20 protein-coding genes and 1 rRNA gene are annotated in these 25,633 nt (G+C 73.8%); 17 read left to right on the top strand and 4 right to left on the bottom strand.

Annotated elements, in window-relative coordinates; translation table 11 throughout:
• Positions 1–4: 4 nt before the first annotated feature.
• Positions 5–121 (top strand): 5S ribosomal RNA (gene rrf / locus KBX71_RS18865).
• A 90-nt stretch (positions 122–211) separates the two neighbouring features.
• Here the strand turns inward: rrf and KBX71_RS18860 are convergent.
• Positions 212–2,047, bottom strand: a complete 1,836-nt coding sequence (locus KBX71_RS18860) for a hypothetical protein (RefSeq protein ID WP_210819320.1) — start codon at positions 2,045–2,047, stop codon at positions 212–214.
• Here KBX71_RS18860 and KBX71_RS18855 point away from each other — a divergent pair.
• Both KBX71_RS18855 and KBX71_RS18850 read left to right on the top strand, forming a co-directional pair.
• Positions 2,036–3,022 carry a Replicase polyprotein 1ab gene (locus tag KBX71_RS18855; RefSeq protein ID WP_307847166.1) on the top strand — a complete coding sequence of 329 codons (987 nt, stop codon included), beginning with the start codon at positions 2,036–2,038 and terminating at the stop codon, positions 3,020–3,022. The genes KBX71_RS18860 and KBX71_RS18855 overlap by 12 nt on opposite strands.
• The gene (locus tag KBX71_RS18850) at positions 3,019–4,050 is read left to right on the top strand and encodes an HAD-IIA family hydrolase (RefSeq protein WP_210819307.1); all 1,032 of its coding nucleotides are present in this window, start codon (positions 3,019–3,021) and stop codon (positions 4,048–4,050) included. Before KBX71_RS18855 ends, KBX71_RS18850 begins: the two co-directional genes overlap by 4 nt.
• A gap of 13 nt (positions 4,051–4,063) precedes the next feature.
• Here KBX71_RS18850 and KBX71_RS18845 read toward each other — a convergent pair whose 3' ends face one another.
• A complete protein-coding gene (locus KBX71_RS18845; RefSeq protein ID WP_210819306.1) occupies positions 4,064–4,402 on the bottom strand; it encodes an SCP2 sterol-binding domain-containing protein in 339 nt (112 codons plus the stop codon).
• A 111-nt stretch (positions 4,403–4,513) separates the two neighbouring features.
• On the opposite strand from KBX71_RS18845, the gene KBX71_RS18840 reads away from it, so the two are divergent.
• The 5 genes from KBX71_RS18840 to KBX71_RS18820 all read left to right on the top strand — a co-directional run bounded on the left by KBX71_RS18840 (position 4,514) and on the right by KBX71_RS18820 (position 11,150).
• On the top strand, positions 4,514–5,107 hold the full coding sequence (locus KBX71_RS18840; RefSeq protein ID WP_210819305.1) for a phasin family protein: 594 nt from the start codon (positions 4,514–4,516) through the stop codon (positions 5,105–5,107).
• Between the two features lie 89 nt (positions 5,108–5,196).
• Positions 5,197–5,379 (top strand): hypothetical protein, encoded by a 183-nt coding sequence (locus tag KBX71_RS18835; RefSeq protein ID WP_112584512.1) that lies wholly within the window; start codon positions 5,197–5,199, stop codon positions 5,377–5,379.
• Between the two features lie 38 nt (positions 5,380–5,417).
• Complete coding sequence (locus tag KBX71_RS18830; RefSeq protein ID WP_210819304.1) at positions 5,418–6,278, top strand: TlyA family RNA methyltransferase; 861 nt, start codon at positions 5,418–5,420, stop codon at positions 6,276–6,278.
• 109 nt (positions 6,279–6,387) lie between these two features.
• Positions 6,388–7,272, top strand: coding sequence for an NAD kinase (locus KBX71_RS18825; RefSeq protein WP_196927235.1), 885 nt, complete (start codon positions 6,388–6,390; stop codon positions 7,270–7,272).
• A gap of 158 nt (positions 7,273–7,430) precedes the next feature.
• On the top strand, positions 7,431–11,150 hold the full coding sequence (locus KBX71_RS18820) for a S8 family peptidase (RefSeq protein WP_210819303.1): 3,720 nt from the start codon (positions 7,431–7,433) through the stop codon (positions 11,148–11,150).
• 78 nt (positions 11,151–11,228) lie between these two features.
• Here KBX71_RS18820 and KBX71_RS18815 read toward each other — a convergent pair whose 3' ends face one another.
• Entirely contained in the window at positions 11,229–12,248 is a 1,020-nt protein-coding gene (locus KBX71_RS18815) for a helix-turn-helix domain-containing protein (protein ID WP_210819302.1), read from the bottom strand.
• 89 nt (positions 12,249–12,337) lie between these two features.
• Between KBX71_RS18815 and recN the strand changes: the two genes are divergently transcribed.
• From recN to KBX71_RS18770, 9 genes are all read left to right on the top strand, one after another.
• Complete coding sequence (gene recN / locus KBX71_RS18810; protein WP_210819318.1) at positions 12,338–14,095, top strand: DNA repair protein RecN; 1,758 nt, start codon at positions 12,338–12,340, stop codon at positions 14,093–14,095.
• Between the two features lie 119 nt (positions 14,096–14,214).
• Complete coding sequence (steA, locus tag KBX71_RS18805; protein WP_124773929.1) at positions 14,215–15,393, top strand: putative cytokinetic ring protein SteA; 1,179 nt, start codon at positions 14,215–14,217, stop codon at positions 15,391–15,393.
• Positions 15,394–15,420: 27 nt separating this feature from the next.
• Entirely contained in the window at positions 15,421–16,365 is a 945-nt protein-coding gene (locus KBX71_RS18800) for a copper transporter (RefSeq protein WP_196927232.1), read from the top strand.
• 67 nt (positions 16,366–16,432) lie between these two features.
• Positions 16,433–17,299, top strand: coding sequence for a hypothetical protein (locus KBX71_RS18795; protein ID WP_210819301.1), 867 nt, complete (start codon positions 16,433–16,435; stop codon positions 17,297–17,299).
• Between the two features lies 1 nt (position 17,300).
• Positions 17,301–18,983: a murein biosynthesis integral membrane protein MurJ gene (murJ, locus tag KBX71_RS18790; RefSeq protein ID WP_210819300.1), complete on the top strand. Its 1,683-nt coding sequence runs from the start codon at positions 17,301–17,303 to the stop codon at positions 18,981–18,983.
• A complete protein-coding gene (locus tag KBX71_RS18785; RefSeq protein WP_210819299.1) occupies positions 18,980–20,149 on the top strand; it encodes a glycosyltransferase family 4 protein in 1,170 nt (389 codons plus the stop codon). Before murJ ends, KBX71_RS18785 begins: the two co-directional genes overlap by 4 nt.
• Entirely contained in the window at positions 20,149–22,563 is a 2,415-nt protein-coding gene (locus KBX71_RS18780) for a hypothetical protein (protein WP_247683702.1), read from the top strand. Before KBX71_RS18785 ends, KBX71_RS18780 begins: the two co-directional genes overlap by 1 nt.
• Positions 22,564–22,726: 163 nt before the next feature.
• Positions 22,727–24,478 carry a CTP synthase gene (locus KBX71_RS18775; protein ID WP_210819298.1) on the top strand — a complete coding sequence of 584 codons (1,752 nt, stop codon included), beginning with the start codon at positions 22,727–22,729 and terminating at the stop codon, positions 24,476–24,478.
• Positions 24,475–25,080 carry an NUDIX hydrolase gene (locus KBX71_RS18770; RefSeq protein ID WP_210819297.1) on the top strand — a complete coding sequence of 202 codons (606 nt, stop codon included), beginning with the start codon at positions 24,475–24,477 and terminating at the stop codon, positions 25,078–25,080. Before KBX71_RS18775 ends, KBX71_RS18770 begins: the two co-directional genes overlap by 4 nt.
• Before the next feature lie 83 nt (positions 25,081–25,163).
• Here KBX71_RS18770 and KBX71_RS18765 read toward each other — a convergent pair whose 3' ends face one another.
• Positions 25,164–25,439, bottom strand: a complete 276-nt coding sequence (locus KBX71_RS18765) for a TM2 domain-containing protein (protein ID WP_210819296.1) — start codon at positions 25,437–25,439, stop codon at positions 25,164–25,166.
• Positions 25,440–25,633 lie beyond the last annotated feature (194 nt).

Here is a 25,633-nt window from a genome sequence, read left to right as displayed (position 1 = left end):
GAGTTACGGCGGTCATGGCGGAGGGGAAACGCCCGGTTACATTCCGAACCCGGAAGCTAAGCCCTCCAGCGCCGATGGTACTGCACTCGTGAGGGTGTGGGAGAGTAGGACGCCGCCGGACAATCTTCCAGTCGAGGGCCGCCCCATCCGGGTCGGCCCTCGACTGCGTAGCGCCATTGGTGGCGCAATCAGGAAGGATGTACCTGTGAGTTCAGGACCGCAGGGCGGAGACCGTCCCCGTCGTTACGAAGACCGTACTGACGGTGCGGGCGGACGCGACCGCGGCCAGCGCCGCGATGACCGAGACCGGCCCCCGTACCGGGGAGACCGCGACAGTGGCGGCGGCGCCCGAGGCGGATACGCCGGCGGCCGCGACTCTGGCTCCCGTGGCGGTGACCGGGACAGCTCGCGTTCCAGCGCCCCCCGTGAGGGTGGCTACCGTGGCGGTGACCGGGACAGCTCGCGTTCCAGCGCTCCCCGCGAGGGTGGCTACCGTGGCGGCGACCGGGACAGCTCGCGTTCCAGCGCTCCCCGCGAGGGTGGCTACCGTGGCGGTGACCGGGACAGCTCGCGTTCCAGCGCTCCCCGCGAGGGTGGCTACCGTGGCGGTGACCGGGACAGCTCGCGTTCCAGCGCTCCCCGCGAGGGTGGTTTCCGCGGCGGCGACCGGGACGGTTCGCGTTCCAGCGCTCCCCGTGACGGTGGTTTCCGCGGCGGCGACCGTGATGGTTCGCGCTCGGGTGCTCCGCGTGAGGGTGGCTTCCGCGGTGGTGACCGCGACGGTGGCTTCCGTGGCGGCGATCGCCGTGAGGGCGGTTTCCGGGGCGGCGACCGCGATGGTTCGCGTTCCAGCGCCCCGCGTGACGGTGGTTTCCGTGGCGGCGACCGTCGTGAGGGCGGGTACCAGGGCGGCGACCGCACTCGCTCCGGCCCGCCTCGTGAGGGCGGTTTCCGGGGCGGCGACCGCGACGGTGGCTCCCGCGGTGGTGACCGCCGTGAGGGCGGTTTCCGGGGCGGCGACCGCGATGGTTCGCGTTCCAGCGCCCCGCGTGACGGTGGTTTCCGTGGTGGCGACCGTGACGGTGGCTTCCGCGGCGGCGACCGTGATGGGTCCCGTTCCAGCACCCCGCGCGAGGGTGGCTTCCGTGGCGGCGACCGTCGTGAGGGCGGGTACCAGGGCGGCGACCGCACTCGCTCCGGCCCGCCTCGCGAGGGTGGTTTCCGTGGCGGTGACCGGGACGGCGGTTTCCGTGGCGGCGACCGCCGTGAGGGTGGCTTCCGTGGCGGTGACCGTGATGGTTCGCGCTCGGGCGCCCCGCGTGAGGGTGGCTTCCGTGGTGGCGACCGGGACGGTGGCTTCCGTGGCGGTGACCGGGACGGTTCGCGTTCCAGCGCTCCCCGCGAGGGTGGTTTCCGCGGCGGCGACCGTGATGGTTCGCGCTCGGGCGCTCCGCGTGAGGGTGGCTTCCGCGGTGGAGACCGGGACAGCTCGCGTTCCAGTGCCCCCCGTGAAGGCGGTTTCCGCGGTGGAGACCGGGACAGCTCGCGTTCCAGTGCCCCCCGTGAGGGTGGTTTCCGTGGTGGTGACCGCGACGGTGGCTTCCGTGGCGGCGACCGCCGCGAGGGCGGTTTCCGTGGCGGGGACCGGGACAGCTCGCGTTCCAGTGCCCCCCGTGAGGGTGGTTTCCGTGGCGGCGACCGCGACGGTGGCTTCCGTGGCGGCGACCGCCGCGAGGGCGGTTTCCGTGGCGGGGACCGGGACAGCTCGCGTTCCAGTGCCCCCCGTGAAGGCGGTTCCCGTGGCGGTGACCGCGAGGGCGGCTACCGGGGCGGAGAGCGTACCGGCGGTTTCCGGGCCGACGAGCGGCCGCGTCGCGAGGGGGAGTTCCGTCGCGACGACCGCGCGGGTGGCTCCGAGTCGTTCGAGGGCGGGCGTAGTTCGGCCCCGGCGCTGCCGGACGACATCGTCGCGACGGACCTCGACAAGGACGTCCGCGCTGAGCTGCTCTCGCTGAACAAGCCGGTCGCCGAGACGGTGGCCCGGCACCTGGTCGCCACCGGGCAGCTGATCGACGAGAACCCGGCCGAGGCGTTGGCGCACGCGCTGGCCGCCCGGCGCCTCGCGTCGCGCATCTCCGCTGTCCGTGAGGCGGTCGGCCTGGCCGCGTACCACGCGGGGGAGTGGCAGTCGGCGATCGCCGAGCTGCGCACGTACCACCGGATGAGCGGGTTGCAGAGCCACCTGGCCGTGCTCGCGGACTGCGAGCGGGCTCTCGGCCGACCGGAGCGGGCCATCGACCTGTTCCGTGGCGCGGACCGGGAGAAGCTGGACCAGGCCGTGGCGATCGAACTGCTGATCGTCGCCGCCGGCGCGCGGGGCGACCTCGGGCAGAAGGACGCCGCGGTCGCGATGCTCCAGGTCCCGGACCTCACCAGCGAGGCCACCGTGCCGTGGACGGCCCGGCTGCGGTACGCGTACGCCGATGCGCTGCTCGCGGTGGGTCGGCGCGAGGAGGCCCGTGAATGGTTCTCCCGCGCTGCCGACGTGGACACCGAGGATGAGACCGACGCCGCCGAGCGGCTGCTCGAACTCGACGGTGTGGTCATCGAGGGTGACGACGAGGACGAGACCGACGAGGAGATCGCCGCAGGCCCGGGCGCTCCCGGTGCGGTGCCGGCCCGGCCCGACGCCGACCTGGCTGGCAACGAGGACGACGCCGACGAAGACGAAGACGCCGACGAAGACGAAGACGACGACGAAGACGACGACGACGACGAAGACGACGACGACGACGAGGACTTCGACGACGACGAGGAGGACGACGCTGTCGGCCGTCCCGGCGACGACGACGGCTTCGACGACGAGGACGAGGACCGTCACCCCAGCGGAAGCGGCAACGCCGACGCGGACACCGCTGGCGACAGCGGCGTGACGTCCGGCGACGTGGCGGACGGTGACGCGGCGAACGCCGACGGGACCGTGCCGGCCCGGGACGACGAGTCGGGTTCGACGCAGCGGTGAGCGCGGGCGTGGGGGAGCGGCTGGTCGACGGGTACACCCTGGTCGTCTTCGATCTGGACGGCGTGATCTACCTGATCGACCGGCCGATCCCCGGCGCCGTCGAGGCGGTGGCCCGGCTGCACGCCGAGGGACGGTCGGTGGCGTACGCCACCAACAACGCGTCCCGTCGGTCCAGTGAGGTCGCGGACCTGTTGACCGGGATGGGTGTGCCGGCCCGGCCGGAGGAGGTCCTCACCTCCGCCGCCGCCTCGGCCGAGCTGCTGCGCGACCGGCTGCCCGCCGGCGCGTCGGTGCTGGTGGTCGGCGCGGAGGCGCTGCGCGCGGAGCTGCGCGCGGTTGGTCTGAACCCGGTCACCCAGGCCGATGAGAAGCCGGCGGCGGTGGTGCAGGGGTACGGCCCGCAGGTCGGCTGGGCCGAGTTGGCCGAGGCGTCGATCGCGGTGCGGGCGGGTGCGATCTGGATCGCCACCAACACCGATCGCACCCTGCCCAGTGGGCGGGGACCACTGCCCGGCAACGGTTCGCTGGTCGCCGTGCTGCGTACGGCACTGGAGCGGGACCCCGACGTGGTGGTCGGCAAGCCGGAGCCGGCGCTGTTCGAGACCGCCGCCCGGCGCAGTGGCGGTGGGCGGAGCCTGGTGGTGGGTGACCGGTTGGACACCGACATCGAGGGCGCCCGCCGGGCTGGGCTGGACAGCCTGCTCGTGCTGACCGGCGTCAGCGGCGTACCGGATCTGTTGGCCGCCGAGCCGCAGCGTCGTCCCACGTACGTCGCGAGGGACCTGGCGGGGTTGTTCGACCCGGCCGCCGCCGTGCGGGTCCCGGGCTCGGCGGACGCTGGCGGTTGGTCCGTGACCGACCGGGACGGCACGCTGGAGTTGGCCGGGGCCGGTCGCGAGCTGGACGCCTTGGCCGCGCTCTGCGCGGTGGCCTGGTCGGCGCCGGTGCCGGCGCTGCCGAAGATCCGCCCGGTGGGCCTGGACGCGACCCGCGCGGTGGAGAGTTTCGGTCTGACTGCGGCGGCGTGACCCGGCGGGGTCGTCAGAGCAGTTTGCGCAACTTGAGCAGGTCGAACGGGTTGGCCTTGATCGACACCCGGCGGGAGGTCACCGCGTTGGTGACGTCCAGGTCGCCCCGGACCAGGGCCAGCAGGTCGTCACTGGACGTGCTCAGCGCGATCTTGGCCTTGGGGTTGTCGCCGGCGGTCAGCTCGACCAGCCGACCGCCGGTGATCCGGCCGTGGAACGCGGTGTCCAGGTCGGTGATCCGGCAGGCCAGCGTCCGGTCCAGGTCGATCCGTTCGCGTACCGTCTCGGCGTTGCGATCCAACCGGGCGGCCAGCTCCTGCAACGCCTGCCGGCACTCGTCCACGCTGGCCACATCTCCCCCTCGCTGATCGCCACGCCGTCCTCGGCACCGTACCGCACGGGTCGGTCGGGGGTGCCCGGTAGCGTGACACCTGCACACCCCGCCCCGTGGAAGGACTCAGGCATGCAGGACGCGTGGCGCGCCTACCTCGAGCTGGCCATGGGCCTTGCGGAGGCGCCCCGGAAGAAGGCCCAGGACGTGGCACGTCGCCTCGTCGGCTCCGGCGGCGCGACCGCCGCCCAACTCCAGGCCCTCGGCGAGGAGTTGGTCACCACCGGCGCCGCCAACCGGGAGGCGCTGACCAAGCTGGTCCGCTTCGAGGTCGACCGGGCCCTCGGCGCGGTCGGTCTGGCCACCGCCGACGAGGTGGCCGAGCTGACCCGGCGGGTGCACGACCTGGAACGGCAGCTACGGGAGGCGCGGTCCGCCGAGCCGGCCGGCGGCCCCACGGCGCAGCCCGCCTCGGCCGTCGCCGCGCGGCCGGGCAACGGTCTCGTGCCGTCCGACGGCTCGGCCGGTGCCCCGGTCTCCGCGCCGGTGGCGAAGAAGGCCGTGGCGAAGAAGGCGGTCGCCAAGAAGGCGGTCGCCAAGAAGCCGCCGGCGACGATCAGCCGGACCGCCGACGAGGACGTCCCGACGCCGGCGGTGATGCCGGCCAAGAAGGTCATGCCCGCCAAGAAGGCGGTCCGCAAGCAGCCGCCGGACGACGCCGAATGAGCCGGCCCGGTCCACCGTCCGGGGGGTCGTTCCCGGCCCGGCCCGCGCCGCCGGCTGGCGGGTCGTTTCCGGCCCGCCCCGGTCCTCCGGTGGGTGCCCGCCCCGGGCCGCCGCCGGACCTCGGGGACGACGAGACGCGGCATCCGGCGGTGGACGCCGCCGTGCGGGCCATCGCCAACGCGGCGACGCTCGCCCCCGCCGACCAGATCGCCCAGTACGAGGCGGCCTACGAGACGCTGCGCGAAACCCTCGCCACCATCGACCAGACCTGAGCGGGACGACCAGGCCTGAGCAGACCGGAGAACCACCCATGGCACGTCGTAACCGGCTGGACGCCGAACTCGTCCGCCGCGGTCTGGCCCGTTCCCGTGAGCAGGCCGCCGCGTTGGTGGAGGCCGGCCGGGTCCAACTGCGGGGCGTGGTCGCCCGCAAGGCGGCCGCGATGGTCGACCCCGCCGACCCGCTCCTGGTGACCGGCGCGGACCCAGCCGAGGAGTACGTCTCCCGGGGCGGGCACAAGCTCGCCGGCGCGCTGGCCGCGTTCGCCCCCGGTGGGTTGCAGGTGGCCGGGCGGCGTTGCCTGGACGCGGGAGCGTCGACAGGTGGGTTCACCGACGTGTTGCTGCGCGCCGGCGCGACCGAGGTGGTGGCCGTGGACGTCGGCTACGGGCAGCTCGCCTGGCCGCTGCGCACGAACGAGCGGGTCCGCGTCCTGGAGCGCACCAATGTCCGTACCCTCGATGCTGACGCGATCGGTGGCCAGGTCGACCTCACGGTGGCCGACCTGTCGTTCATCTCGCTGCGGCTGGTGCTGCCGGCGCTGGCCGGCTGCACCCGCGACGACGGTGACCTGGCGTTGATGGTCAAGCCGCAGTTCGAGGTCGGCAAGGACCGGGTCGGCGCCGGCGGTGTGGTCCGTGATCCGGAGCTGCGCGCCGAAGCGGTGCTGGACGTTGCCGCGACGGCGGCGCGGCTCGGCCTCGGGTTGGCCGACGTGGCGGCCAGCCCACTGCCCGGGCCGAGCGGCAACGTGGAGTTCTTCGTATGGTTGCGCCGGGGCGCACCAGCGGCCGACCCACAGCGGGTGCGGGCCGTGGTGGCGGCCGGGCCGGACGGCTCGACGACGGCCGGCGACGTGTCGGACGTCGCGGCGGAGGAGGTCGCAGGGTGAACGTGCGCAGCGAGGGCGCCACAGTGGGCCGCGCGGTGACACGCGGCCGTGCCGAGGCGACCGCGCCGGTGGCGCGACGCCGCCCGGTCCGACGTGGGCGGGTGGGCCGATGAGCCGGACCGCGCTGTTGGTGACCCACACCGGCCGTCGGCGCAGCACGGAGCACGCCCGGTCGGTCGCCGCGGACCTGATCGACGCGGGTTTCGAGGTACGGGTGGTCGCCGACGAGGCCGACGACCTCGATCTGCCCGGCGTGGTGCCGGTGGCCGGCCCGCAGGCCGCCGAGGGCGCGGAGATCGTCTTCGCGCTCGGTGGGGACGGCACCTTCCTGCGCGCCGCCGAGCTGGCCCGGCCGGCGAAGGCGCCGCTGCTCGGCATCAATCTCGGCAAGGTGGGCTTCCTGGCGGAGGCGGAGATCGACGACCTGGACACCGCCGTCCGGGACGTCGTCGGCCGTAACTACACGGTCGACGAGCGGCTGACCCTGGACGTCACTGCCGAGTTCGACGGTGGGCCGACCATCGAGTCGTGGGCGCTCAACGAGATCAGCATCGAGAAGGGCGAGCGGGCCCAGATGCTCGAGCTGCTCGTGGACGTGGACGGCCGACCGCTGTCGCGTTACGGCTGCGACGGTGTCGTCTGTGCCACGCCCACCGGCTCCACCGCGTACGCGTTCTCCGGTGGCGGCCCGGTGGTCTGGCCGGAGGTGGAGGCGCTGCTGCTGGTGCCGATCAGCGCGCACGCGTTGTTCAGCCGCCCGTTGGTCACGGCCCCGACGTCCACCTTCGTGATCACCGTCGACCCGTTCACCACCCTCGCCGTGCTCTCCTGCGACGGCCGGCGGGTCTACGACCTGCCACCCGGCGCGCGGGTGACGGTGCGCCGGGGCGCACTGCCGGTGCGCATCGTGCGGTTGCGCCCCCGCCCGTTCACCGACCGGCTGGTGGCCAAGTTCGCCCTCCCGGTGCACGGTTGGCGCGGCAGCCGCCGGTGACCGTGGCGCACACGGTCGGTGGATGTCAGTTGTCCACCTGACGACATGTCGCCGCTGCGGCGGCGGGCGACTAGTGACCTGGTGACACGCTCCGACGCAGACTCCGATCGGCCCTCATCTACGGATGGCGGGCCTGGAGGAGTAGAGGAGCCCATCGCATGCACTGGTCCCCACGCTGGCTCGCCGTCGGCGCGGTCGGCGCGTTGGTGGTCGGCGTCGCCGCACCGGCGTCCGCCGGCCCGCCCGCCCGGCCCACCGGCCCGACGTCGGGCACGCCCGCCCAGCACGCACCCGTCCGCATCACCCTGATCACCGGCGACCAGGTCGAGCTCGCGCCTGCGGCGCCGGGCCGGGTCGCCGCCACCGTCCGCCCGGGACCCGGGCGCGAGCGGGTCATCTTCCAGACCCTGGAGGTCGACGGCGGGCTGCGGGTGCTGCCCAGCGACGCCCTGCCCTACGTTTCGAGTGGGGTCCTCGACGCCAACCTGTTCGACGTGCAGGAGTTGGCCGCCGACGGATACGGCGACGCCGCGCAGGGCGCGTTGCCACTGATCGTGCGCTACCAGGAGCAGGCGGCCGGGCGGGTCAAGCCGCTCACCGGTGCCACCGACGCCCGGCCGCTGGAGAGCATCAACGGCGCGGCGCTGCGGGTCGGCAAGGGCGCCCTCGGCGGCCTGTGGACCACGCTCGCCGGTACGCCGGCCAGCCGGACCACGACTGCCGCCGCGCCCCGGCTGGGTGCTGGCATCGCCCGTATCTGGCTGGACGGGAAGGTCCGCCCGACGCTGGAGCACTCCGTGCCGCAGATCGGCGCCCCGATCGCCTGGGCGGCCGGGCGCGACGGTGCCGGCGTGAAGGTGGCGGTGCTCGACACCGGCGTCGACGCCACCCACCCGGACCTGGCCGGTCGGATCGTCGAGGCGCAGGACTTCTCCGGCAGCGGCAGCGCCCGCGACGGGCACGGCCACGGCACCCACGTGGCCGCCACCATCGCCGGCAGCGGCGCGGCGTCCGACGGGTTGCGCAAGGGCGTCGCGCCCGGCGCGCAACTGCTGGTCGGCAAGGTGCTCGACGACGGTGGCTCCGGCTACGACTCGTCCATCATCGCGGGTATGGAGTGGGCCGCCCACTTCGGCGCGAAGGTGGTCAGCATGAGCCTCGGTGGCGACCCCACCGACGGCACCGACCCGATGAGCCAGGCAGTGAACGACCTGACCGCCGAGACCGGCGCGCTGTTCGTGGTCGCCGCCGGCAACTCGGGCGCCGCGCGTACCGTCGCCGCGCCCGGCGCGGCCGCGGCGGCGCTCACCGTCGGCGCTGTGGACCGTGCCGACAACCTGGCGGAGTTCTCCAGCCGGGGCCCGCGCCTCGGCGACAACGGCCTCAAGCCCGAGATCACCGCGCCGGGCGTCGGCATCGTCGCCGCCCGGGCCGCCGGCACCACAATGGGTACGCCGGTGGACGACGCGTACACGACCGCGTCCGGCACCTCGATGGCCACTCCGCATGTGGCCGGGGCGGCGGCGATCCTCGCCCAGGAACACCCGGACTGGCCGGCCGCGAGGCTCAAGGACGCGCTTGTCAGCACCACGAAGGCGAACCCGGCGCTGACCGTCTTCGAGCAGGGTGGTGGTCGGGTCGACGTGGCGCGGGCGCTCGGCCAGCAGGTGTACGCCTCGGCCACCGCGGACTTCGGCCGGATCTCCACCGGCGGTGCGGCGGTCGAGCGGACCGTGACGTACACCAACGGCACGAAGACCGCGCAGACCCTGCGACTGGCCCTGGAACTGCGCAATCTGGACACCGGCGCGGCCGAGCCCGACGGGGTCGCCGTGACCTCCGGTGAGGTGTCCGTGCCGGCGGGCGGCAGCGTGGCCGTGCCGCTGCGCGCCGACCCGGCGAAGCTGGCCCGGGGTCCGCACGGTGGCTGGCTGGTGGCGACAGGCACGGACGGCGTCGCCGTGCGCACCCCGGTCGGGCTCACCGTCAGCGGTCCCGTGCACCACCTCACCATCAAGCTGCTGGACCGGGACGGTCAGCCGGGCCTCTCGCCGGGGTTGACCGTCTTCGGTGAGCAGCCCGAGTCGGACTTCTGGGGCATGTGGGGTGGCGAGGGCACCCTGGAGGTCGAGGAGGGCACCTACGTGCTGACCGCGCTGATGACGCACGGCGTCCCCCTGGACGAGCAGATGACCCAGATCATCGAGCCGGAGGTGACAGTCGACCGGGACCTGACAGTGGTGCTCGACGCGCGCAAGGGCACGCCGGTGCGGATCGAGACGCCGAAGCCCAGCGAGCAGCGGGCCACGCTCAGCTACTACGTGCACCGGGTGCTGGGCAACGGTCGGCAGATCGACCACGGTGTGATGGCCTACAGCACCGTTCAGCAGGTCAACGTCACGCCGACCCGCCAGGTGCGCCAGGGCGAGTTCGAGTTCACCTCGCGGTGGCAGCTCGTCGCACCCATGGTGGACGCGACGATCAGCGGGGTGTCCGGTCCGTCGGACATCAACCTGCTGGGCACGTCGCCGGCGCCGACCGGTCGGCGGAAGCTGCCGCTGGTCTGGGCCGGCACCGGCACCCCCGCCGAGCTGACCCGGGTGCGGGGTGCCGCCGTGCTGCTCGGCGCCGACCCGAACCGCTCGGAAGAGGAGCAGGTGGCCGCCGCCGCGGCAGCCGGCGCCGCCGCGGTGATGGTCGTCCGGCCGGAGGACCAGAGCGCGTGGACGGTCTGGCGGCCCACCGGAGAGCGGCTGCCGATCCCGTCGATGGTGGTCGCGTACGACGACGGGCAGCGGCTGATCGCGGCGGCGCGCAAGGGCCGGGCGACGCTGGACCTGACGCTGACCGTGGACAGCCCCTACCTGTACGACGTGTGGCAGGTGTCGAAGGGTCGGGTGCCGGAGCGTGTCGTGCACACGGTGACCGCGAAGAACACCGCCGAGGTGACAGCGAGCTACGGCGACACGGGTGCGGGCTGGGCCACCGAGGAGCGGTTCGGCTGGCGTCCGTGGCAGGAGTACGCCTGGAACGACGACCAGCGCATGGTCCGCAACGGCACCACCCGGCAGGAGTTCGTCAGCGCCGGGGACTCCTGGTGGCAGCAACGGGTGCTGCACAAGCAGATGTTCATGCAGTGGGGGCAGCTGGCCGGTGGTCTGACCCAGCAGCCCCGGCGCTATGCCGCCGACGACCGGGTGACCGAGACCTGGCACGCGCCGGTGCTCCGCCCGGCCGTCCCGGCCAGCGGGGCGCCGGTGCCCACCCGCACCGGTGACAACCTGGAGCTGCGGGTGCCCGAGTTCGTCGATGCCGACGGGCACTACAGCGTGGCCGGCGAGAGCGAGGAGTCGGACACCGTCGCGGTGCGGGTCAGCCGCAACGGACAGCAGATCGCCGACCTCTCCGACGGCTGGGCGTCGGTGCCCACCACCGCCGGGGCCGCCCGCTACCGCCTGGACGTGACCACCCAGCGGTCCTCGGCCGAGTGGCGTTACGGCACGCGCACCGAGACGGCCTGGGAGTTCACCTCGGCTCGACCGGCGGGCGACGCCGCCAAGGCGTTGTCGCTGCTCCAGGTGGACTACCGGGTGCCGGCCGACCTGCTCGGCACCGTACGCGGCAACCGGTCGCACCAGCTGGGGCTGACCCTGCGGCAGCCGGCCGGGGTGTCTTCGCCGACGGGCACCAGCGTTCGGGTGCAGGTCTCCTTCGACGGCGGTGTCACCTGGCGGAACGCGCCGACCAGGGGGTCGGGCACCCGGTACACCGCTACCGTGCCGGCCGGGCGCGGAACGGTGTCGCTGCGGGTGCACGCCGCCGACCGGGCCGGGAACACCGTCGAGCAGACGGTGCTCCAGGCGTACGGGCTGCGCTGATCGGGCGGGCGGGGCGGCCTGGCCGTCCCGCCCTGCCGGTCGAGGGCCCGCCGTCGGTCGACGGCGGGCCCCAACGCGTCAGAGCCAGCCGCGTCGGGCCACCTGGAACGCCAACCCGGGCCTGGTGTCCACGCCGGCGGCGGCCATCAGGTCGGCGATGCGCCGTTGCACGGTGCGCCGGCTCACCCCGAGCTGGGAGGCGATGGACTTGTCCGGTACGCCCGCGACGAACAGCGACAGCAGCCGGGCCTCGTCGGCGTCGGGCTGGTAGCCGTCGCCCGGCTGGTCAGCGGGTTCCGGCCGCCGACCCTCGGGGGCCGCGACGGCGAGGGGATTGTCGAGGCGCAGCCGGGTGGCCACCCGCCAGTGACTCTCGAACAGGGCGAGCAGCGCGTCGAGCAGTTGACTGCGGCCGATCACGGCGGCGCTCGGTTCGCCGCCGTCGCGGTCCGGCACCAACGGGCAGATGGCCGTGCGGGCGTCCACGATGGCCAGTCGGACCGGCAGCCGGTCCAGGACGCGGGCCTGCTCACCGGCGGCGACCCCCTTGGCCAGGTCGGCCAACGCGCCCGGCTCCAGCAGCAGGTCGCGTTCGTAGATGGCCCGGTAGTTCACCCCACGGGCCAGCGCGTCGAACTCCTCGACATTCTCCGGGCCGGCCATGGCCAGGGGATTGGCCCGGCAGAACCAGAGCACCTCGGTACGCGCCGAGTTCTGCAGGTCGCGCAGGCGGTCCCGAAGAACCCGGGCGCCGGTGATCACCTCCACGAGGTGGTCGACGTGGTGGCGACGCAGCCCGGAACGGTATTCCTCGGCCAGTTGGGTGACCAGTCGGCGGGCCGACTCCAGGTCCTCCTGGCGGCGCAGCAGCGTCCCGCCGAGGGCGACGTCCGGGGCGGTCGGGCGCAGCGGGGCGTCCGGGTCGTTGTCACTGCGCTGCACGAGGCCCTTGCCGCGCAGTGCCTCGACCTGGGCGACGACCTGCTCACGGGGCCGGTGCAGGCGACGGACCAACTCGTCGATGCGGGCCGTGGTGAGCTGGAGCAGGCAGCGGTAAAGCTCCTCCTCAGCCGGGGTCAGGCCGATCACGTCCAACACGGGGCAGAACTGTACGTCGGCCGGGTACGGGCCGTACCCGGGCCCGTCGGCTGGTCAATTGTCGTGCCTCGCGTCTACTGTCGGTGGCTGTGCTGGAAGAGCTGCGCATCACCGGACTGGGCGTCATCGAGGACACCACGCTGCCGTTGACCGGCGGCATGAACGTCATCACCGGCGAGACCGGTGCGGGCAAGACGATGGTGGTCACCGGCCTCGGCCTGCTCTTCGGCGGCCGGGCCGACGCCGGGCGGGTCCGTGCCCAACCCGGCCGCGCGGTGGTGGAGGGGCGGCTGCGGCTGCACGGGCGGGTCGCCGACGCCGTGCACGCGCGGATCACCGAGGCCGGTGGCGAGCCCGACGAGGACGGCTCGGTGCTGCTGAGCCGCACGGTGACGGTGGAGGGGCGATCGCGCGCCCACGTCGGCGGCCGGAGCATGCCGGTGTCGATGCTCGGTGAGGTCGGCGAGCAGGCGGTCGCCGTGCACGGCCAGTCCGACCAGCTGCGGCTGCTGCGCCCGGCGGAGCAGCGGGCCGCACTGGACCGGTTCGCCGGCCCGGCGCACGAGAAGCTGCTCGACGCGTTGCGCGAGGCGTACACGGGGTGGCGTCGGGTGGTCGACGACCTGGCCGACCGGCGGCGCAACGCCCGCGAGCGCAACCAGGAGGCGGACCTGCTGCGGTTGGGCCTCGACGAGATCACCCGGGTGGATCCGCAGCCCGGTGAGGACGACGACCTGAAGACCGAGGCGCAGCGGTTGGAGCACGCCGAGGGCCTGCGGACGGCCGCGCAGATCGCCCAGCAGTGCGTGGCCGGTGGCGCGGAGGCGGCCGACGAGACCCCGGACGCGGCGGTGCTGCTCGGCACCGCCCGGCGGACCCTGGAGGCGCAGTCCGGCACCGATCCGGCGCTCGGTGAGCTGGCGGCCCGCCTGGAGGAGGCGGCCACGCTGGTCACCGACGTGTCCGCGGAGCTGTCGGCGTACCTGGCGACGCTTGACGCGGATCCGGCCCGGTTGCAGCACGTCTACGAGCGGCGGGCGGCGCTGCGCGCGTTGACCCGCAAGTACGCCGACGACGTCGACGGGGTGATCGCCTGGGCCGATCGTGCGCGCACCCGACTGTCCGACCTGGACATGTCCGACGATGTGCTCGACGAGTTGGAGCGGGAGGGCCAGCGGCTCGCCGTCGAGGTGGCCGACCTCGCCGGGCGGGTGTCCGCCTCCCGGCAGGAGGCGGCGGTCCGCTTCGCCGACCAGGTCACCGTCGAGATGGCCGGGCTGGCCATGCCGCACGCGCGGATCGAGGTGGCGGTGCTGCCCCGTCCGGCCGGGCGTGCCGAGCCGACGCTGTCGGTCAACGGCGTGGAGGTGGGTGTCACAGCGGACGGCGGTGACGAGGTGGAGCTGCGGTTGCTGGCCCACCCGGGCGCGCCGTCGCTGCCGTTGCAGCGCGGCGCCTCCGGCGGTGAGCTGTCCCGGGTGATGCTCGCCATCGAGGTCGTGTTCGCCGGCTCGGGCGGCCCGCCCACGTTGGTCTTCGACGAGGTCGACGCGGGGGTCGGCGGTCAGGCGGCGGTGGAGATCGGCCGTCGGCTGGCCCGGCTGGCTCGCAGCCACCAGGTGCTGGTGGTCACGCACCTGCCGCAGGTGGCCGCGTTCGCCGACCGGCACCTGGTGGTGGCGAAGGACACCGGCGGCGCGGTGACGACCAGCGGGGTGCGCGTGGTGGAGGACACCGAGCGGGCCCGGGAGTTGGCGCGCATGCTGGCGGGTTTGCCCGATTCAGATCTGGGTATCGCCCACGCCGAGGAGCTTCTGGCCGTGGCCGCCAAGGAAAGGCGGCTGTGACGCCGCGTATTGTGAGCGCAAGCACACCGGCTTGTGCCGACGTGTGCTTCCCTGGGTAGGCGGCCCTGCTCAGGCATGTCGCGACAGAAAAGCCTGCCTCACATGCCAGGATGGTCACGATGCGTCTACCCACGTTGCGCCGGAACCGGAACTCCGAACCGGGCAGAGTCCTCGGCACCGCGCGCCTTGATCGCCGGACGAAACGCCTGGTCGGTCGGCTGCGCCCCGGTGACATAGCGGTCATCGACCACGTCGACCTGGACCGGGTGGCGGCCGACTCGCTCGTCGCCGTCGGTGTCGCGGCGGTGCTCAACGCCAAGCCCTCGGTCTCGGGCCGTTACCCGAACCTCGGCCCGGAGGTGTTGATCGCCGCCGGCATTCCGCTCCTCGACGACCTGGGTGAGGGCGTCTTCGAACGCATCCGCGAGGGCGACCAGGTGCGCATCGAGGGCAACACGGTCTTCGCCGGTGACGAGCCGGTGGCCCACGGCAGCCTGCAGGACGCCGAGTCGGTCGGCAAGGCGATGGCTGACGCGCGGGAGGGTCTGTCGGTGCAGTTGGAGGCGTTCGCCGCCAACACGATGGACTACCTGCGCCAGGAACGCGACCTGCTGCTCGACGGTGTCGGAGTGCCGGACATCGAGACCCAGATCCAGGGCCGGCACTGCCTGATCGTGGTGCGCGGCTACGACTACAAGGCCGACCTGGACGTGCTGCGCCCGTACATCCGGGAGTTCAAGCCGGTGCTCATCGGCGTTGACGGCGGCGCGGACGCCCTGGTCGAGGCCGGCTACACCCCCGACATGATCATCGGGGACATGGATTCGGTCACCGACGACGTGCTGCGCTGCGGCGCCGAGGTGATCGTGCACGCGTACCCGGACGGGCGTGCGCCCGGCCTGCCCCGGGTCAACGGCCTCGGTGTGCCGGCGATCACCTTCCCGGCCGCGGCGACCAGCGAGGATCTCGCCATGCTGCTCGCCGACGAGAAGGGCGCCTCGCTGCTGGTCGCCGTCGGCACCCACGCCACCCTCGTCGAGTTCCTCGACAAGGGGCGCGGCGGGATGGCCTCGACGTTCCTGACCCGACTGAAGGTCGGCGGCAAGCTGGTCGACGCCAAGGGGGTGAGCCGGCTCTACCGGCAGAGCATCTCCGGCTCGTCGCTGCTGCTGCTCGTCCTGTCGGCGATCGCGGCGATGGCGTCCGCGGTGGCCGTGTCGACAGTCGGTAAGGCGTACCTGGGCGTGGTCGCCGAGTGGTGGGACAATTTCGTGTTCCAGCTGTACCGGCTTTTCTAGTTCCCGACCGATCAAGAGGCTGCAAGCGTGATCAACTTCCGCTACCACGTGGTGTCCCTCACCGCGGTCTTCCTGGCTCTGGCGATCGGTCTGGTGGTCGGCACAGCCGCCCTCAACGGCCCCGTCGCCGACTCGCTCGAGGGGCAGGTCACCGGGCTACGCAAGGACAACCAGCACTGGCGTCAGACGGTCAGCAACATGGAGAAGCAACTCGCGCTGGAAGAGGAGTTCGCCGAGGCGACCTCCCAGCTCCTCCTGCCCAACACCCTCACCGGGCGTCGGGTCGTGGTGCTCAGCCTGCCCAACGGGCGCGACCACACCGAGGCCGTGCTCAAGAAGCTCCAGCTCGCCGGGGCCACCATCACCGGCCAGGTCGAGCTGCAGGACAAGTTCATCAACCCGGACAACAACTCCAACCTGTTGGAGTTGGCCGTCACCGCGGCCCGCCCGACCGCGCAGACCACCGGCCTGCCGGGGAACGGGCACGGCGTGGAGACCTCCAGCGCGCTGCTGGCCAGCGTCCTGCTGGACCGGGCCCAGGGCGTCGCGCCGGTCAGCGACGCCGACCGGCGGGCGGTGCTCGCCGCCTACAACAACGCCGGTTACCTGACCACCGACAGCAACAAGGTCACCGCCTCGGCGGAGGCCGTCGTCGTGGTCAGCGGCCAGCCGTACGTCGACAAGGACTCCGACCGGCGCGACGAGTCGGTGGTCAAGATCGCGGAGCAGTTCGACCGCACCGGTTCGATCGTGGTGGCCGGCAACGGTTCCGTCGGCGGCAACCTGGTCGGTGTGGTGCGTGGCGATCCGGTGCTCGCCCAGACCATCTCCACGGTCGACAACGCCAACACCGTGCAGGGCCAGGTGGTCACCACCCTCGCCCTGGTGCAGCAACTCACCGAGAAGAAGGCCGGGCAGTACGGCGTCGGCGACAACGCGGCCTCGGGCCTGTTGCCTAGACTGCCCCAGTGAGCGAACGACGTACCCCCGTGTCCGGATCCGAGCTGGTGGCGCCTGACCGAGCGAGCGAGGTGGCGGCGTGAGCACGTTGGGCCGGCTGCTGATCGCCGGCGCGGGTGCCGCGGCGGCCCGCTACGCGCTTCGTGAGGCGCGTACCTCGCCGGCCGGGCCCGCATTGGAGCGCACCAACTTCCGTGGCCGCACGGTGAGCCTGGCAGCCGGGCCGGCGCTCGCCGCCGGCGCGGCCGCCGCCGGCGCGTTCGGTGCCACCGGCGGCGCGGCTGGTGGGGCCGCCCTGGTCGCCGGTCTCGGCGCGGGCGGCGTCGGGCTGTACGACGACGTGGTCGGCGCGCGGCCGGAGCAGAAGACGGCCAAGGGCTTCGCCGGGCACCTCGCAGCGCTGCGCGAAGGGCGGGTCACCGCCGGTCTGGTCAAGATCGTCGGGGTGGGCGCCGCCGGGCTGGGCGCCGCCGCGCTGCTCGCCGCCGACCCCCGGGTCGCCGCGCACCCGCGCCGACAGAAGCATCGTGCGTTCGGCCGGGGGCTCGACGTGCTGCTGGGCGCCGGCGTGATCGCCGGCACGGCCAACCTGCTCAACCTGCTCGACCTGCGGCCGGGCCGGGCGATCAAGTCCGGGTTGCTGCTCGCCGCGCCGCTGACCGGCGGCCCGCAGGGCGGGATCGCCGCGGGCGCGGCCGGCGCCGCCGCCGGCCTGCTCCGCGACGACCTGGCCGAGGACGTGATGCTCGGCGACAGCGGCGCGAACGCGCTCGGGGCGCTGCTCGGCGTCGCCCTCGCCGCCCGCACCGGCCCGCTCGGCCGGGCCGGTCTGCTCGCCGTCCTCGCCGGGCTCACCGCCGCCAGCGAGAAGGTCAGCTTCACGGCGGTGATCCAGCGGACCCCGGGGCTGCGCGAGCTCGACGCACTGGGCCGACGCGCCGACTGACGTGACGAGACCGGCACCCCTCGCCGGCGCCGGCCGGCTGGCCGGGGCAGCCGCGCTCATCGCCGTCCTCACCGTGGCCAGCCGACTCGCCGGCTTCGGCCGCACCGCCGTGTTCACCTGGGTGGTCGAGCAGAGCGACCTGGGCGGCATGTACGTCATCGCCAACACGGTGCCGAACATCGTCTTCGAGATCGTCGCGGGCGGGGCGTTGGCCAGCCTGGTCGTGCCACTGCTGGCCGGGGCGGTCGCGGCGGAGGACCGGCGGACGGTCGCGGCGACCACCGGCGCCCTGCTCACCTGGACGGTGAGCCTGCTGGTGCCCCTCGCCGTGCTCGTCGTCCTGTTCGCCGACCCGATCATCTCGCTGATCAGCGAGGGGCGATCGCCGGCGGAACTCGCCGCCGGGGCCCGGATGCTGCGCGTGTTCGCTCCGCAGTTGCCGCTCTACGGGATCGGCATCGTGCTCACCGGCGTCCTCCAGGCACACCGACGCTTCGCCTGGCCGGTCATCGCGCCGCTGCTGTCCAGCCTCACCGTGGTCGTCGTCTACGTGGCCTTCGGGGCAGCCCAGGGGCGGGGCGTGTCCGTGGCCCAGGTCGGCCGCAGCGGCGAGCTGCTCCTCTCCGGCGGCACCACGCTGGGCGTGGTCGTGCTGTCGCTCTCGCTGCTGATCCCGCTGCGGCGGCTGCGGGTACGACCCCGGTTCGGGTACGCCTTCACCCCTGACGCCCGGGCGCGGATCGGCGGGCTCGCCACGGCCGGCGCGGTCACGGTGGCCGCACAGCAGGTCGCGCTCCTGGTGGTGCTGAAACGGGTCTCCGGCGGCCCCACCGGCTCCCCGCAGGTGTTCAACCTGGCCCAGGCGATCTACCTGCTGCCGTGGGCGGTCCTCGCCGTGCCGCTGGCGGTGGCGTCCTATCCCACCCTCGCTACCGCGAGCGCCGCCGGTGACGAGGACGGTTATCGACGGACCCTCTCCGGCACGGTGCGGGGCGTGCTGCTCTTCAGCTGCCTCGGCGTCGCGGCGTTGATCGGTACCGCGCAGCCGATCGCCGCCCTCTTCTACCCCGACAATCCGGCGTCCACCGCCGCGGCCATCAGCGGGTTCGCCCCAGGTCTGCTCGGCTACGGCCTGTTCGCGGTCCTGTCCCGCGCGCTGTACGCGCGCGGCGACACCCGGTCGGCGACGCTGGCGATCACCATCGGCTGGCTTGTCGTTCCAGCCGTGGCGCTGCCGTTGACGGTGCTGCTCCCCACCGCCGACCGGGTGCTCGCGGTGACGTCGGCCAACTCGGTGGGGATGCTGGTGCTCGGCGCGCTGCTGCTCCTGGCGGTGCGGCGCGGCGCCGGCCGTTCCGCCCTGGCCGGCGCGGCCCGGGCCGGGGCGTCCGGTGGCCTCGCCGGTGTGCTCGCCGGGCTCGCCGGGTTCGGCCTCACCCGTTGGCTCGACCAGTCGGACGGCGGCACCCCGACGACGGCGGCGGCGCTCGGTCAGGGCATGCTGTCCGGGGTTCTGGTTGGGGTGGTGTTCCTCGCCGTGGTCTGGTTCGTCGACCGGCGGGACGTACAGCCACTGCTCGCCGGGGTGCTGCGGCGCCTGGGCCGGCGGGGGCCGTCCGGCGGTGCGCCGCCGGACGCGGGCTCCGCGCAGCGGGGCGACGGGAAGGAGACGGCGACGCGATGACTGAGCCAGCTCTGCCCACCGGGTGGTCGGGCACCGTCGCGTTGGTGCTCGCGTCCAGCACCGGTGGCGTCGGCCAGCACGTCCGCTCGCTGGCCCGTGGCCTCGTCGCGGGCGGCGCCACCGTCCTGGTCTGCGGGCCCGCCGCCACCCAGGAACAGTTCGACTTCACAGGTGTCGGCGCGCGGTTCGAGCCGGTGGAGATCCCGGCCAGCCCGACTCCGGCCGACGCCCGCGCGGTCCTCACGCTGCGTCGGGCGCTCACCGCGGCCGGGGTCGACGTGGTGCACGCGCACGGCCTGCGGGCCGGGTTGGTCGCCGTGCTGGCCCGTCCGACCGCCCCGCTCGTCGTCACCTGGCACAACGCGGTGCTCGCGGGGGGACTGCGGGGCGGGGTGTCCCGGCTCGTCGAACGGGTGGTGGCCCGGGGCGTCCGGGTGGCGCTCGGCGCTTCCGCGGACCTGGTGCGACGGGCCGCCGAGGTGGGCGCCACCGACGCCCGGCTCGCCCCGGTCGCCGCGCCGACGTTGCCCGCGCCGCGTCGACGCCCGGCGGCGGTACGCGCCGAGTTCGGCGTCCGCCCGGACCAGCCGCTGATCGTCTCGGTCGGTCGGCTGCACCCGCAGAAACGCTACGACGTGCTGATCGACGCGGCGGCCCGCTGGCGTACACGTACCCCGCCGCCGGTCGTGGTGATCGCGGGCAGCGGGCCGGCCTATCTGCCGCTCGCCGCACGGACCTCCGCCGCCCGCGCGCCGGTGACCCTGCTGGGGCACCGCACCGACGTGGCCGACCTGCTCGCCGGCGCCGACCTGGCGGTGGTGACCAGCGACTGGGAGGCGCGGCAGCTCTTCGCCCAGGAGGCGCTGCGCGCCGGCGTGCCGCTGGTGGCCACCGCTGTCGGCGGGCTCCCGGACCTGGTCGGCGACGCCGCCACGCTGGTCCCCGCCGGTGACGTGGACGCGGTCGACGCTGCCGTACGCGGGTTGCTGGACGACCCGGCCGCGCGAGCGGAGTTGGGCCGGCGGGGCGCCGAACGGGCGGCGACGTGGCCGACCGAGGAGGACACCGTCGCCACGCTCGTCGCCCTCTACGCCGAGCTGACCGGGAACCCCGGCGGTCCGGCGACCGCCCCGGGCTCCGACGCCCCGAGAACGGGACACCGGTGATGCTGCGCCGAATCGCCCCCGCCCTGCTGACAGTGCTCGTGGTGGCGCTGGGCGTCACCGCGCTCGCCGCCCGCCCACCCCAGGGCGCCCCGCAACGCACCGCCGACTTCGTGGTGCTCGCCGGGATCGCCGGGCTGCGCTGGGAGGACGTGGATCCGCAGAGCACCCCGACGCTGTGGCGGATGGCCCAGGACGGGTCGATCGGCTCACTGTCGGTGCGCTCCGCGCACCGGCCCACCTGCCCGGTGGACGGCTGGTTGACCCTGGGCGCGGGCAGCTTCGCCGCGTGGAACGGCAGCCGGGCGGCCGACGGTTGCCCGGCGGCGGCGGTGACCGTGGAACAACCGGACGGCATCGGCGCGAACCTGCCCGACCAGGAGAGCGTGGTCCAGTACAACCAGCAGCGGCTGCCCTGGGGCGCCATGCCCGGCTCGTTGTCGGAGTCGGTGCGGTGCTCCGTCGCCGTGGGCCCGGGCGCGGCGGTGGCCGCCGCCCGACCGTTCGGCCGCGTCGACAGGTACGCCTCGGCGCTGCCGGCCGACCCGCGGCCGCTGCTCGGCTCGTGTGTGCTGAGCATAGTCGACCTCGGCACGGTCGGTGGGGCCGACCCGGCGACCCGCGCCGAGGAGGCCCGCGCGGCGGACGCCGAGCTGGCCCGGGTGCTGGCGGCGCGACCCCCACGGTCGTTGGTGCTGGTCGCGGGGATCTCCGACACCACCCAGTCGTCACGGCTGCACGTGGCGGTCGCCGACGGGCCGGGCTGGGAGCGGGGGTGGCTCACCTCGGCCAGCACCGGCCGGGACGGGTACCTGCAACTTGTCGACCTCGCGCCGACCGCCCTCGCCGCGCTGGGCCGGCCGATGCCGGAACGGCTCTTCCTCGGCCGTCCGGCGCTCAGCGTCGGCGGTCGTCCGGCCGACCTGACCGAGGCCATCGACGCGCCGGCGAACGCCGACCGGGAGGCGGCCGCCCAGCACTCGGTCTCCGGTGTGTTCTTCGCGTTGCTCGCCGGGGTGCAGGTGCTGCTGGCGGTCGCGATACTGCCGCTGCTGCGCCGGGCACGTCCGCACGCCGGCCCGGCCGGCCCGACGCCCGTCTCCGGGCGGATCGTGGCGGTGGTGGAGCTGCTGCTGGTCGCCGCGGCGTTGACAGTGCCGGCGGCGCTGCTGGCCGACGCGGTGCCCTGGTGGCGGAGCGAGCACCCCGGGTGGATCTTCGCCGGGGTGACCGCGCTGTTGGTGGCGGCCGGCACCGCGGCGGTGCGATTCGCGCCCGGGTACGCGAACACCCTCGGGCCGGTCGGCGCGGTGGCCGGTCTCACCACGCTCGTGGTCGGGCTGGACGTGCTCACCGGGTCCCGTCTCCAGCTCAACAGCGTGGTCGGCTACTCCGCGTTGCAGGGCGGCCGGTATTCCGGGCTGAGCACGGTGGGGCTGGGAGTGTTCCTCGCCGGCGCGTTGGTCACCGGCGGCTGGTTCGCCCAACGGGTGCACCGGGGCTGGCGGCCGGCGGTGATGGTGGCGGTGGGTGGCCTCGCCGTGGTGGTGGTCGGCAGCCCGTACCTGGGTGCCGACCCGGTCGGCGCGATCGCGCTCACCGCCGGGGTGAGCGTCGCCGCCGTGATCAGCGCCGGCGGCTGGCTGACGATCAGCCGGCTGGCCTGGGCCGCCATGGCCGCGCTGGCGGTCGGTATCGGGTTCGCCGTGGTGGACCTGCGGCGTCCTGCGGCGGAGCGGGGCAGTCTGGGCCGGTTCCTCTCCGCGCTCGGCGACGGCACCGGCGGGTTCGCCGTGCACCGGTCCAGCACGGAGAACTTCGAGACGTTGGTCAACAGCCCGTTGACCGTGCTGGCGTTGACCGGCGGGTTGTTGGTGTGGTTCGCGCTGTTGCAGCCGTGGGGTGGGCTGATGCGGCTGTTCGGCATCTACCCGGCGGTCCGGGCCGCGCTGGCCGGCACGGTGGTCGCCGCGGTGCTCGGTGGTGTGCTCGACGGCGCGGCACTGGACCTGATGGGCGCTGCCGCGGCCCTGGTGGTGCCGATGGCCGCCCTGGCGTCGCTGCGGGTGCTCGGGCACGCCGCGGACCGGACCCGCCCGGCACCGGGCCGCTCCCGCGCCAACGGCGCCGACGACGACTCCGGCTCGGGCGGGGTCGTCCCGGTCGGTGGGGGTGACGGACCGACCGGCGGCGGTGGGCCACTGGGCGCCGTGCACCCCCGTCCGATCAGCGGCCCACTCGCGAGCGCGCCGGCGACTGTCACGCAACCGGCGTCGGACACTCCGGGCGACCGCCGCGGGGACGCCGACGAACCGGCCGACCCGACCGCGAGCGGGTCGACGCCGGACGCCGCGCCGACGGTGCCCGTGCCGCCCCGGCAGGTCTCCCGGTCATCGACGGAGGTTGCCGCGTCCTGAGCGCCGGGCCTCGCCCGGATGGCCCGGAGGTGTCGCAGCCGGGGTGCGGCCTGCGGGTACCCGCCCGGGAGGTGTTACCGTCGAATCCCGTGGATCGCGTGATCACTTTGCTGATCAAGCACGGCGGTCTGCATGACCGCGACAGACGACACGGGAGCAGGCCTTGGCCCCATCAGCACGGACGACCAGGCACATTTTCGTCACCGGGGGCGTCGCCTCCTCGCTGGGTAAGGGCCTCACCGCCTCCAGCCTCGGCAACCTGCTGACCGCGCGCGGGCTGCGCGTGGTGATGCAGAAGCTCGACCCCTACCTGAACGTCGACCCGGGGACGATGAACCCGTTCCAGCACGGTGAGGTCTTCGTCACCGAGGACGGCGCCGAGACCGACCTCGACGTCGGGCACTACGAGCGGTTCCTCGACCGGGCGCTGTCCGGCAAGGCGAACGTCACCACCGGCCAGATCTACTCCGACGTGATCGCCAAGGAGCGCCGGGGGGAATACCTGGGCGACACCGTCCAGGTCATCCCGCACATCACCAACGAGATCAAGTCGCGGATCCTGGCGATGGCCGACCCGGACGAGGACGGCCAACTCCCCGACGTGGTGATCACCGAGGTCGGTGGCACTGTCGGCGACATCGAGTCGCTGCCGTTCCTCGAGGCGATCCGCCAGGTCCGCCACGACCTGGGCCGCGACAACTGCTTCTACCTGCACGTCTCGCTGGTGCCGTACCTGGCGCCCTCGGGTGAGCTGAAGACCAAGCCGACCCAGCACTCGGTGGCGCAGCTGCGCAGCATCGGTATCCAGCCGGACGCGATCGTGCTCCGCTGTGACCGGGAGATCCCGGTGAAGCTCAAGGAGAAGCTGTCGCTCTACTGCGACGTGGACGCCGAGGCGGTCGTCGCCGCCCCGGACGCCCCGAGCATCTACGACATCCCGAAGGTGCTGCACCGGGAGGGGCTCGACGCGTACGTGGTGCGCCGGCTCAACCTCTCCTTCCGGGACGTGGACTGGGCCAGCTGGGACGACCTGCTGGAGCGGGTGCACCGGCCCCGGCACACGGTCACCGTCGCGGTGGTCGGCAAGTACGTCGACCTGCCCGACGCGTACCTGTCGGTGAGTGAGGCGATCCGGGCGGCGGGCTTCGGCCACCGGGCCCGGGTGCAGCTGCGCTGGGTACCCAGCGACGAGTGCGTCACCCCGGCCGGCGCCGCCGCGGCGTTGGCCGGCGTGGACGGCGTCCTCATCCCCGGCGGGTTCGGCGTCCGCGGCATCGAGGGCAAGATCGGCACCGCCCGGTACGCCCGCGAGGCAGGCATCCCGCTGCTCGGCCTCTGCCTCGGCCTGCAGTGCATGACCATCGAGGTGGCCCGGCACCTGGCCGACCTGGACGGCGCCAACTCGTTGGAGTTCGACGAGCAGGCGGCCCACCCGGTCATCGCCACGATGGCCGACCAGGAGGACATCGTCGCCGGCCGGGGCGACCTGGGCGGCACCATGCGGCTGGGCGCGTACCCGGCGACGTTGACCGAGGGCTCGATCGTCGCCGAGGCGTACGGCAGCACCGAGATCAGCGAGCGGCACCGACACCGGTACGAGGTGAACAACGCCTACCGGGACGCGCTGACCAAGGCGGGCCTGCACATCTCCGGCACCTCGCCGGACGGCCGGCTGGTCGAGTTCATCGAACTGGACCGCAGCCTGCACCCGTTCTTCGTGGCCACCCAGGCGCACCCCGAGTTGAAGAGCCGCCCGACCCGCCCGCACCCGCTGTTCGCCTCGTTCGTCAAGGCGGTGGTGGCGTACTCGCAGGCCGACCAGCTGCCGGTCGACCTGGACGCGGCGGCGGAGGCCCCGACGACGCGCAAGGCCGCCCGCAACGGTGCCGCGACGAAGGCGTCGTCCTCCTCGTGAGCGAGCTTGAGCACCGGTACGAGGTGCGTTCCCGACAGGAGCGGTACCGGGGGCGGATCTTCGACGTGGTCACCGAGGAGGTGACCATGCCGGGCGGTGGGACCGGGCTGCGTGACCTCGTCCGGCACGTCGGGGCGGTGGCCGTGGTGGCGCTCGACGACGCCGGTCAGGTGGTGCTGATCCGGCAGTACCGGCACCCGGTCGGGCGGCACCTGTGGGAGCTGCCGGCCGGTCTGATGGACGTCTCCGGCGAGGAGTTGCCGGCGGCGGCGTTGCGGGAGCTGGCCGAGGAGGCCGACCTCACGGCCGGGCGGGTCGACGTGCTTGTCGACCTGCACAGTTCGCCGGGTTTCACCAACGAGATCGTCCGGGTGTTCCTGGCCCGGGATCTCGGTGACGTGCCGGCCGACGAGCGGCACGAGCGCCACGACGAGGAGGCCGACCTCCAGGTCGTCCGGATCGACCTGGACGAGGCGGTCGCCATGGTCCTGGCCGGTGAGATCACCAACGCGTCCGCGGTGGCCGGGCTGCTGGCCGCGGCCCGTGCCCGGGACACCGGCTTCACGTCTCTGCGCCGGGCGGACGCACCGCTGCGGCGCTGAGCGTCGCCGCCGGTCCAGCCGGCGAGGGGAGTACGCGAAGAGGGGCCCCGCGGTCAGCCGCGGGGCCCCTCTCGTCCTCTGGTCTAGGAGTCGCGCAGCGGGCGGCCCTGCGCGTCCGTGCCGCCGTTGACCAGGATGAGGATGCCGTCGATGAGGCCCCAGAGAGAGCCGAAGCCGCAGGTCACCAGGCTCACGACGAGCTGGAGAACGGCGATCTTGGTGTGGCCGGTGTAGAACCGGCCGGCGCCGAAGGTGCCCAGCAGGATGCCGAGGACGCCCGCGACGAGCTTGCTCTTGTCGGAAACGCCCTGGGGGTACCCCGGCTGGGGGTAACCGGGCTGGTAAGGAGGAGTGGTCATGGGCGGACACACTAGTGATCCACTCGTCGGCTGTCCGCACCGCCGTCCGGCAGATGGGACGATAATGGTGAAACACTGTCCTGTCGGCTGAGGTGACACTCGGCCGCCGGATGCCGGCGGCGCCCTGACACTTCGTCAGGACACCCGGGCACCGGATGCCACTGTGCTGGCTCGCGGCGGCGCTGGGCGCGCCT

It is taken from the genome of Micromonospora sp. D93, assembly GCF_018070365.1.
Lineage (GTDB): Bacteria > Actinomycetota > Actinomycetes > Mycobacteriales > Micromonosporaceae > Micromonospora > Micromonospora ureilytica.
Note: the sequence above shows the minus strand (reverse complement) of the source record. Positions and strands in the feature narration are given on the sequence as shown.

What these genes read in the sequence shown, in the direction of transcription:
- steA (WP_124773929.1), top strand. Translation starts at nt 14,215, where the DNA reads ATGCGTCTACCCACGTTGCGCCGGAACCGGAACTCCGAACCGGGCAGA.
- KBX71_RS18830 (WP_210819304.1), top strand. Translation starts at nt 5,418, where the DNA reads ATGGCACGTCGTAACCGGCTGGACGCCGAACTCGTCCGCCGCGGTCTG.
- KBX71_RS18780 (WP_247683702.1), top strand. Translation starts at nt 20,149, where the DNA reads ATGCTGCGCCGAATCGCCCCCGCCCTGCTGACAGTGCTCGTGGTGGCG.
- KBX71_RS18820 (WP_210819303.1), top strand. Translation starts at nt 7,431, where the DNA reads ATGCACTGGTCCCCACGCTGGCTCGCCGTCGGCGCGGTCGGCGCGTTG.
- KBX71_RS18825 (WP_196927235.1), top strand. Translation starts at nt 6,388, where the DNA reads ATGAGCCGGACCGCGCTGTTGGTGACCCACACCGGCCGTCGGCGCAGC.
- KBX71_RS18785 (WP_210819299.1), top strand. Translation starts at nt 18,980, where the DNA reads ATGACTGAGCCAGCTCTGCCCACCGGGTGGTCGGGCACCGTCGCGTTG.
- KBX71_RS18840 (WP_210819305.1), top strand. Translation starts at nt 4,514, where the DNA reads ATGCAGGACGCGTGGCGCGCCTACCTCGAGCTGGCCATGGGCCTTGCG.
- KBX71_RS18765 (WP_210819296.1), bottom strand. Translation starts at nt 25,439, where the DNA reads ATGACCACTCCTCCTTACCAGCCCGGTTACCCCCAGCCGGGGTACCCC.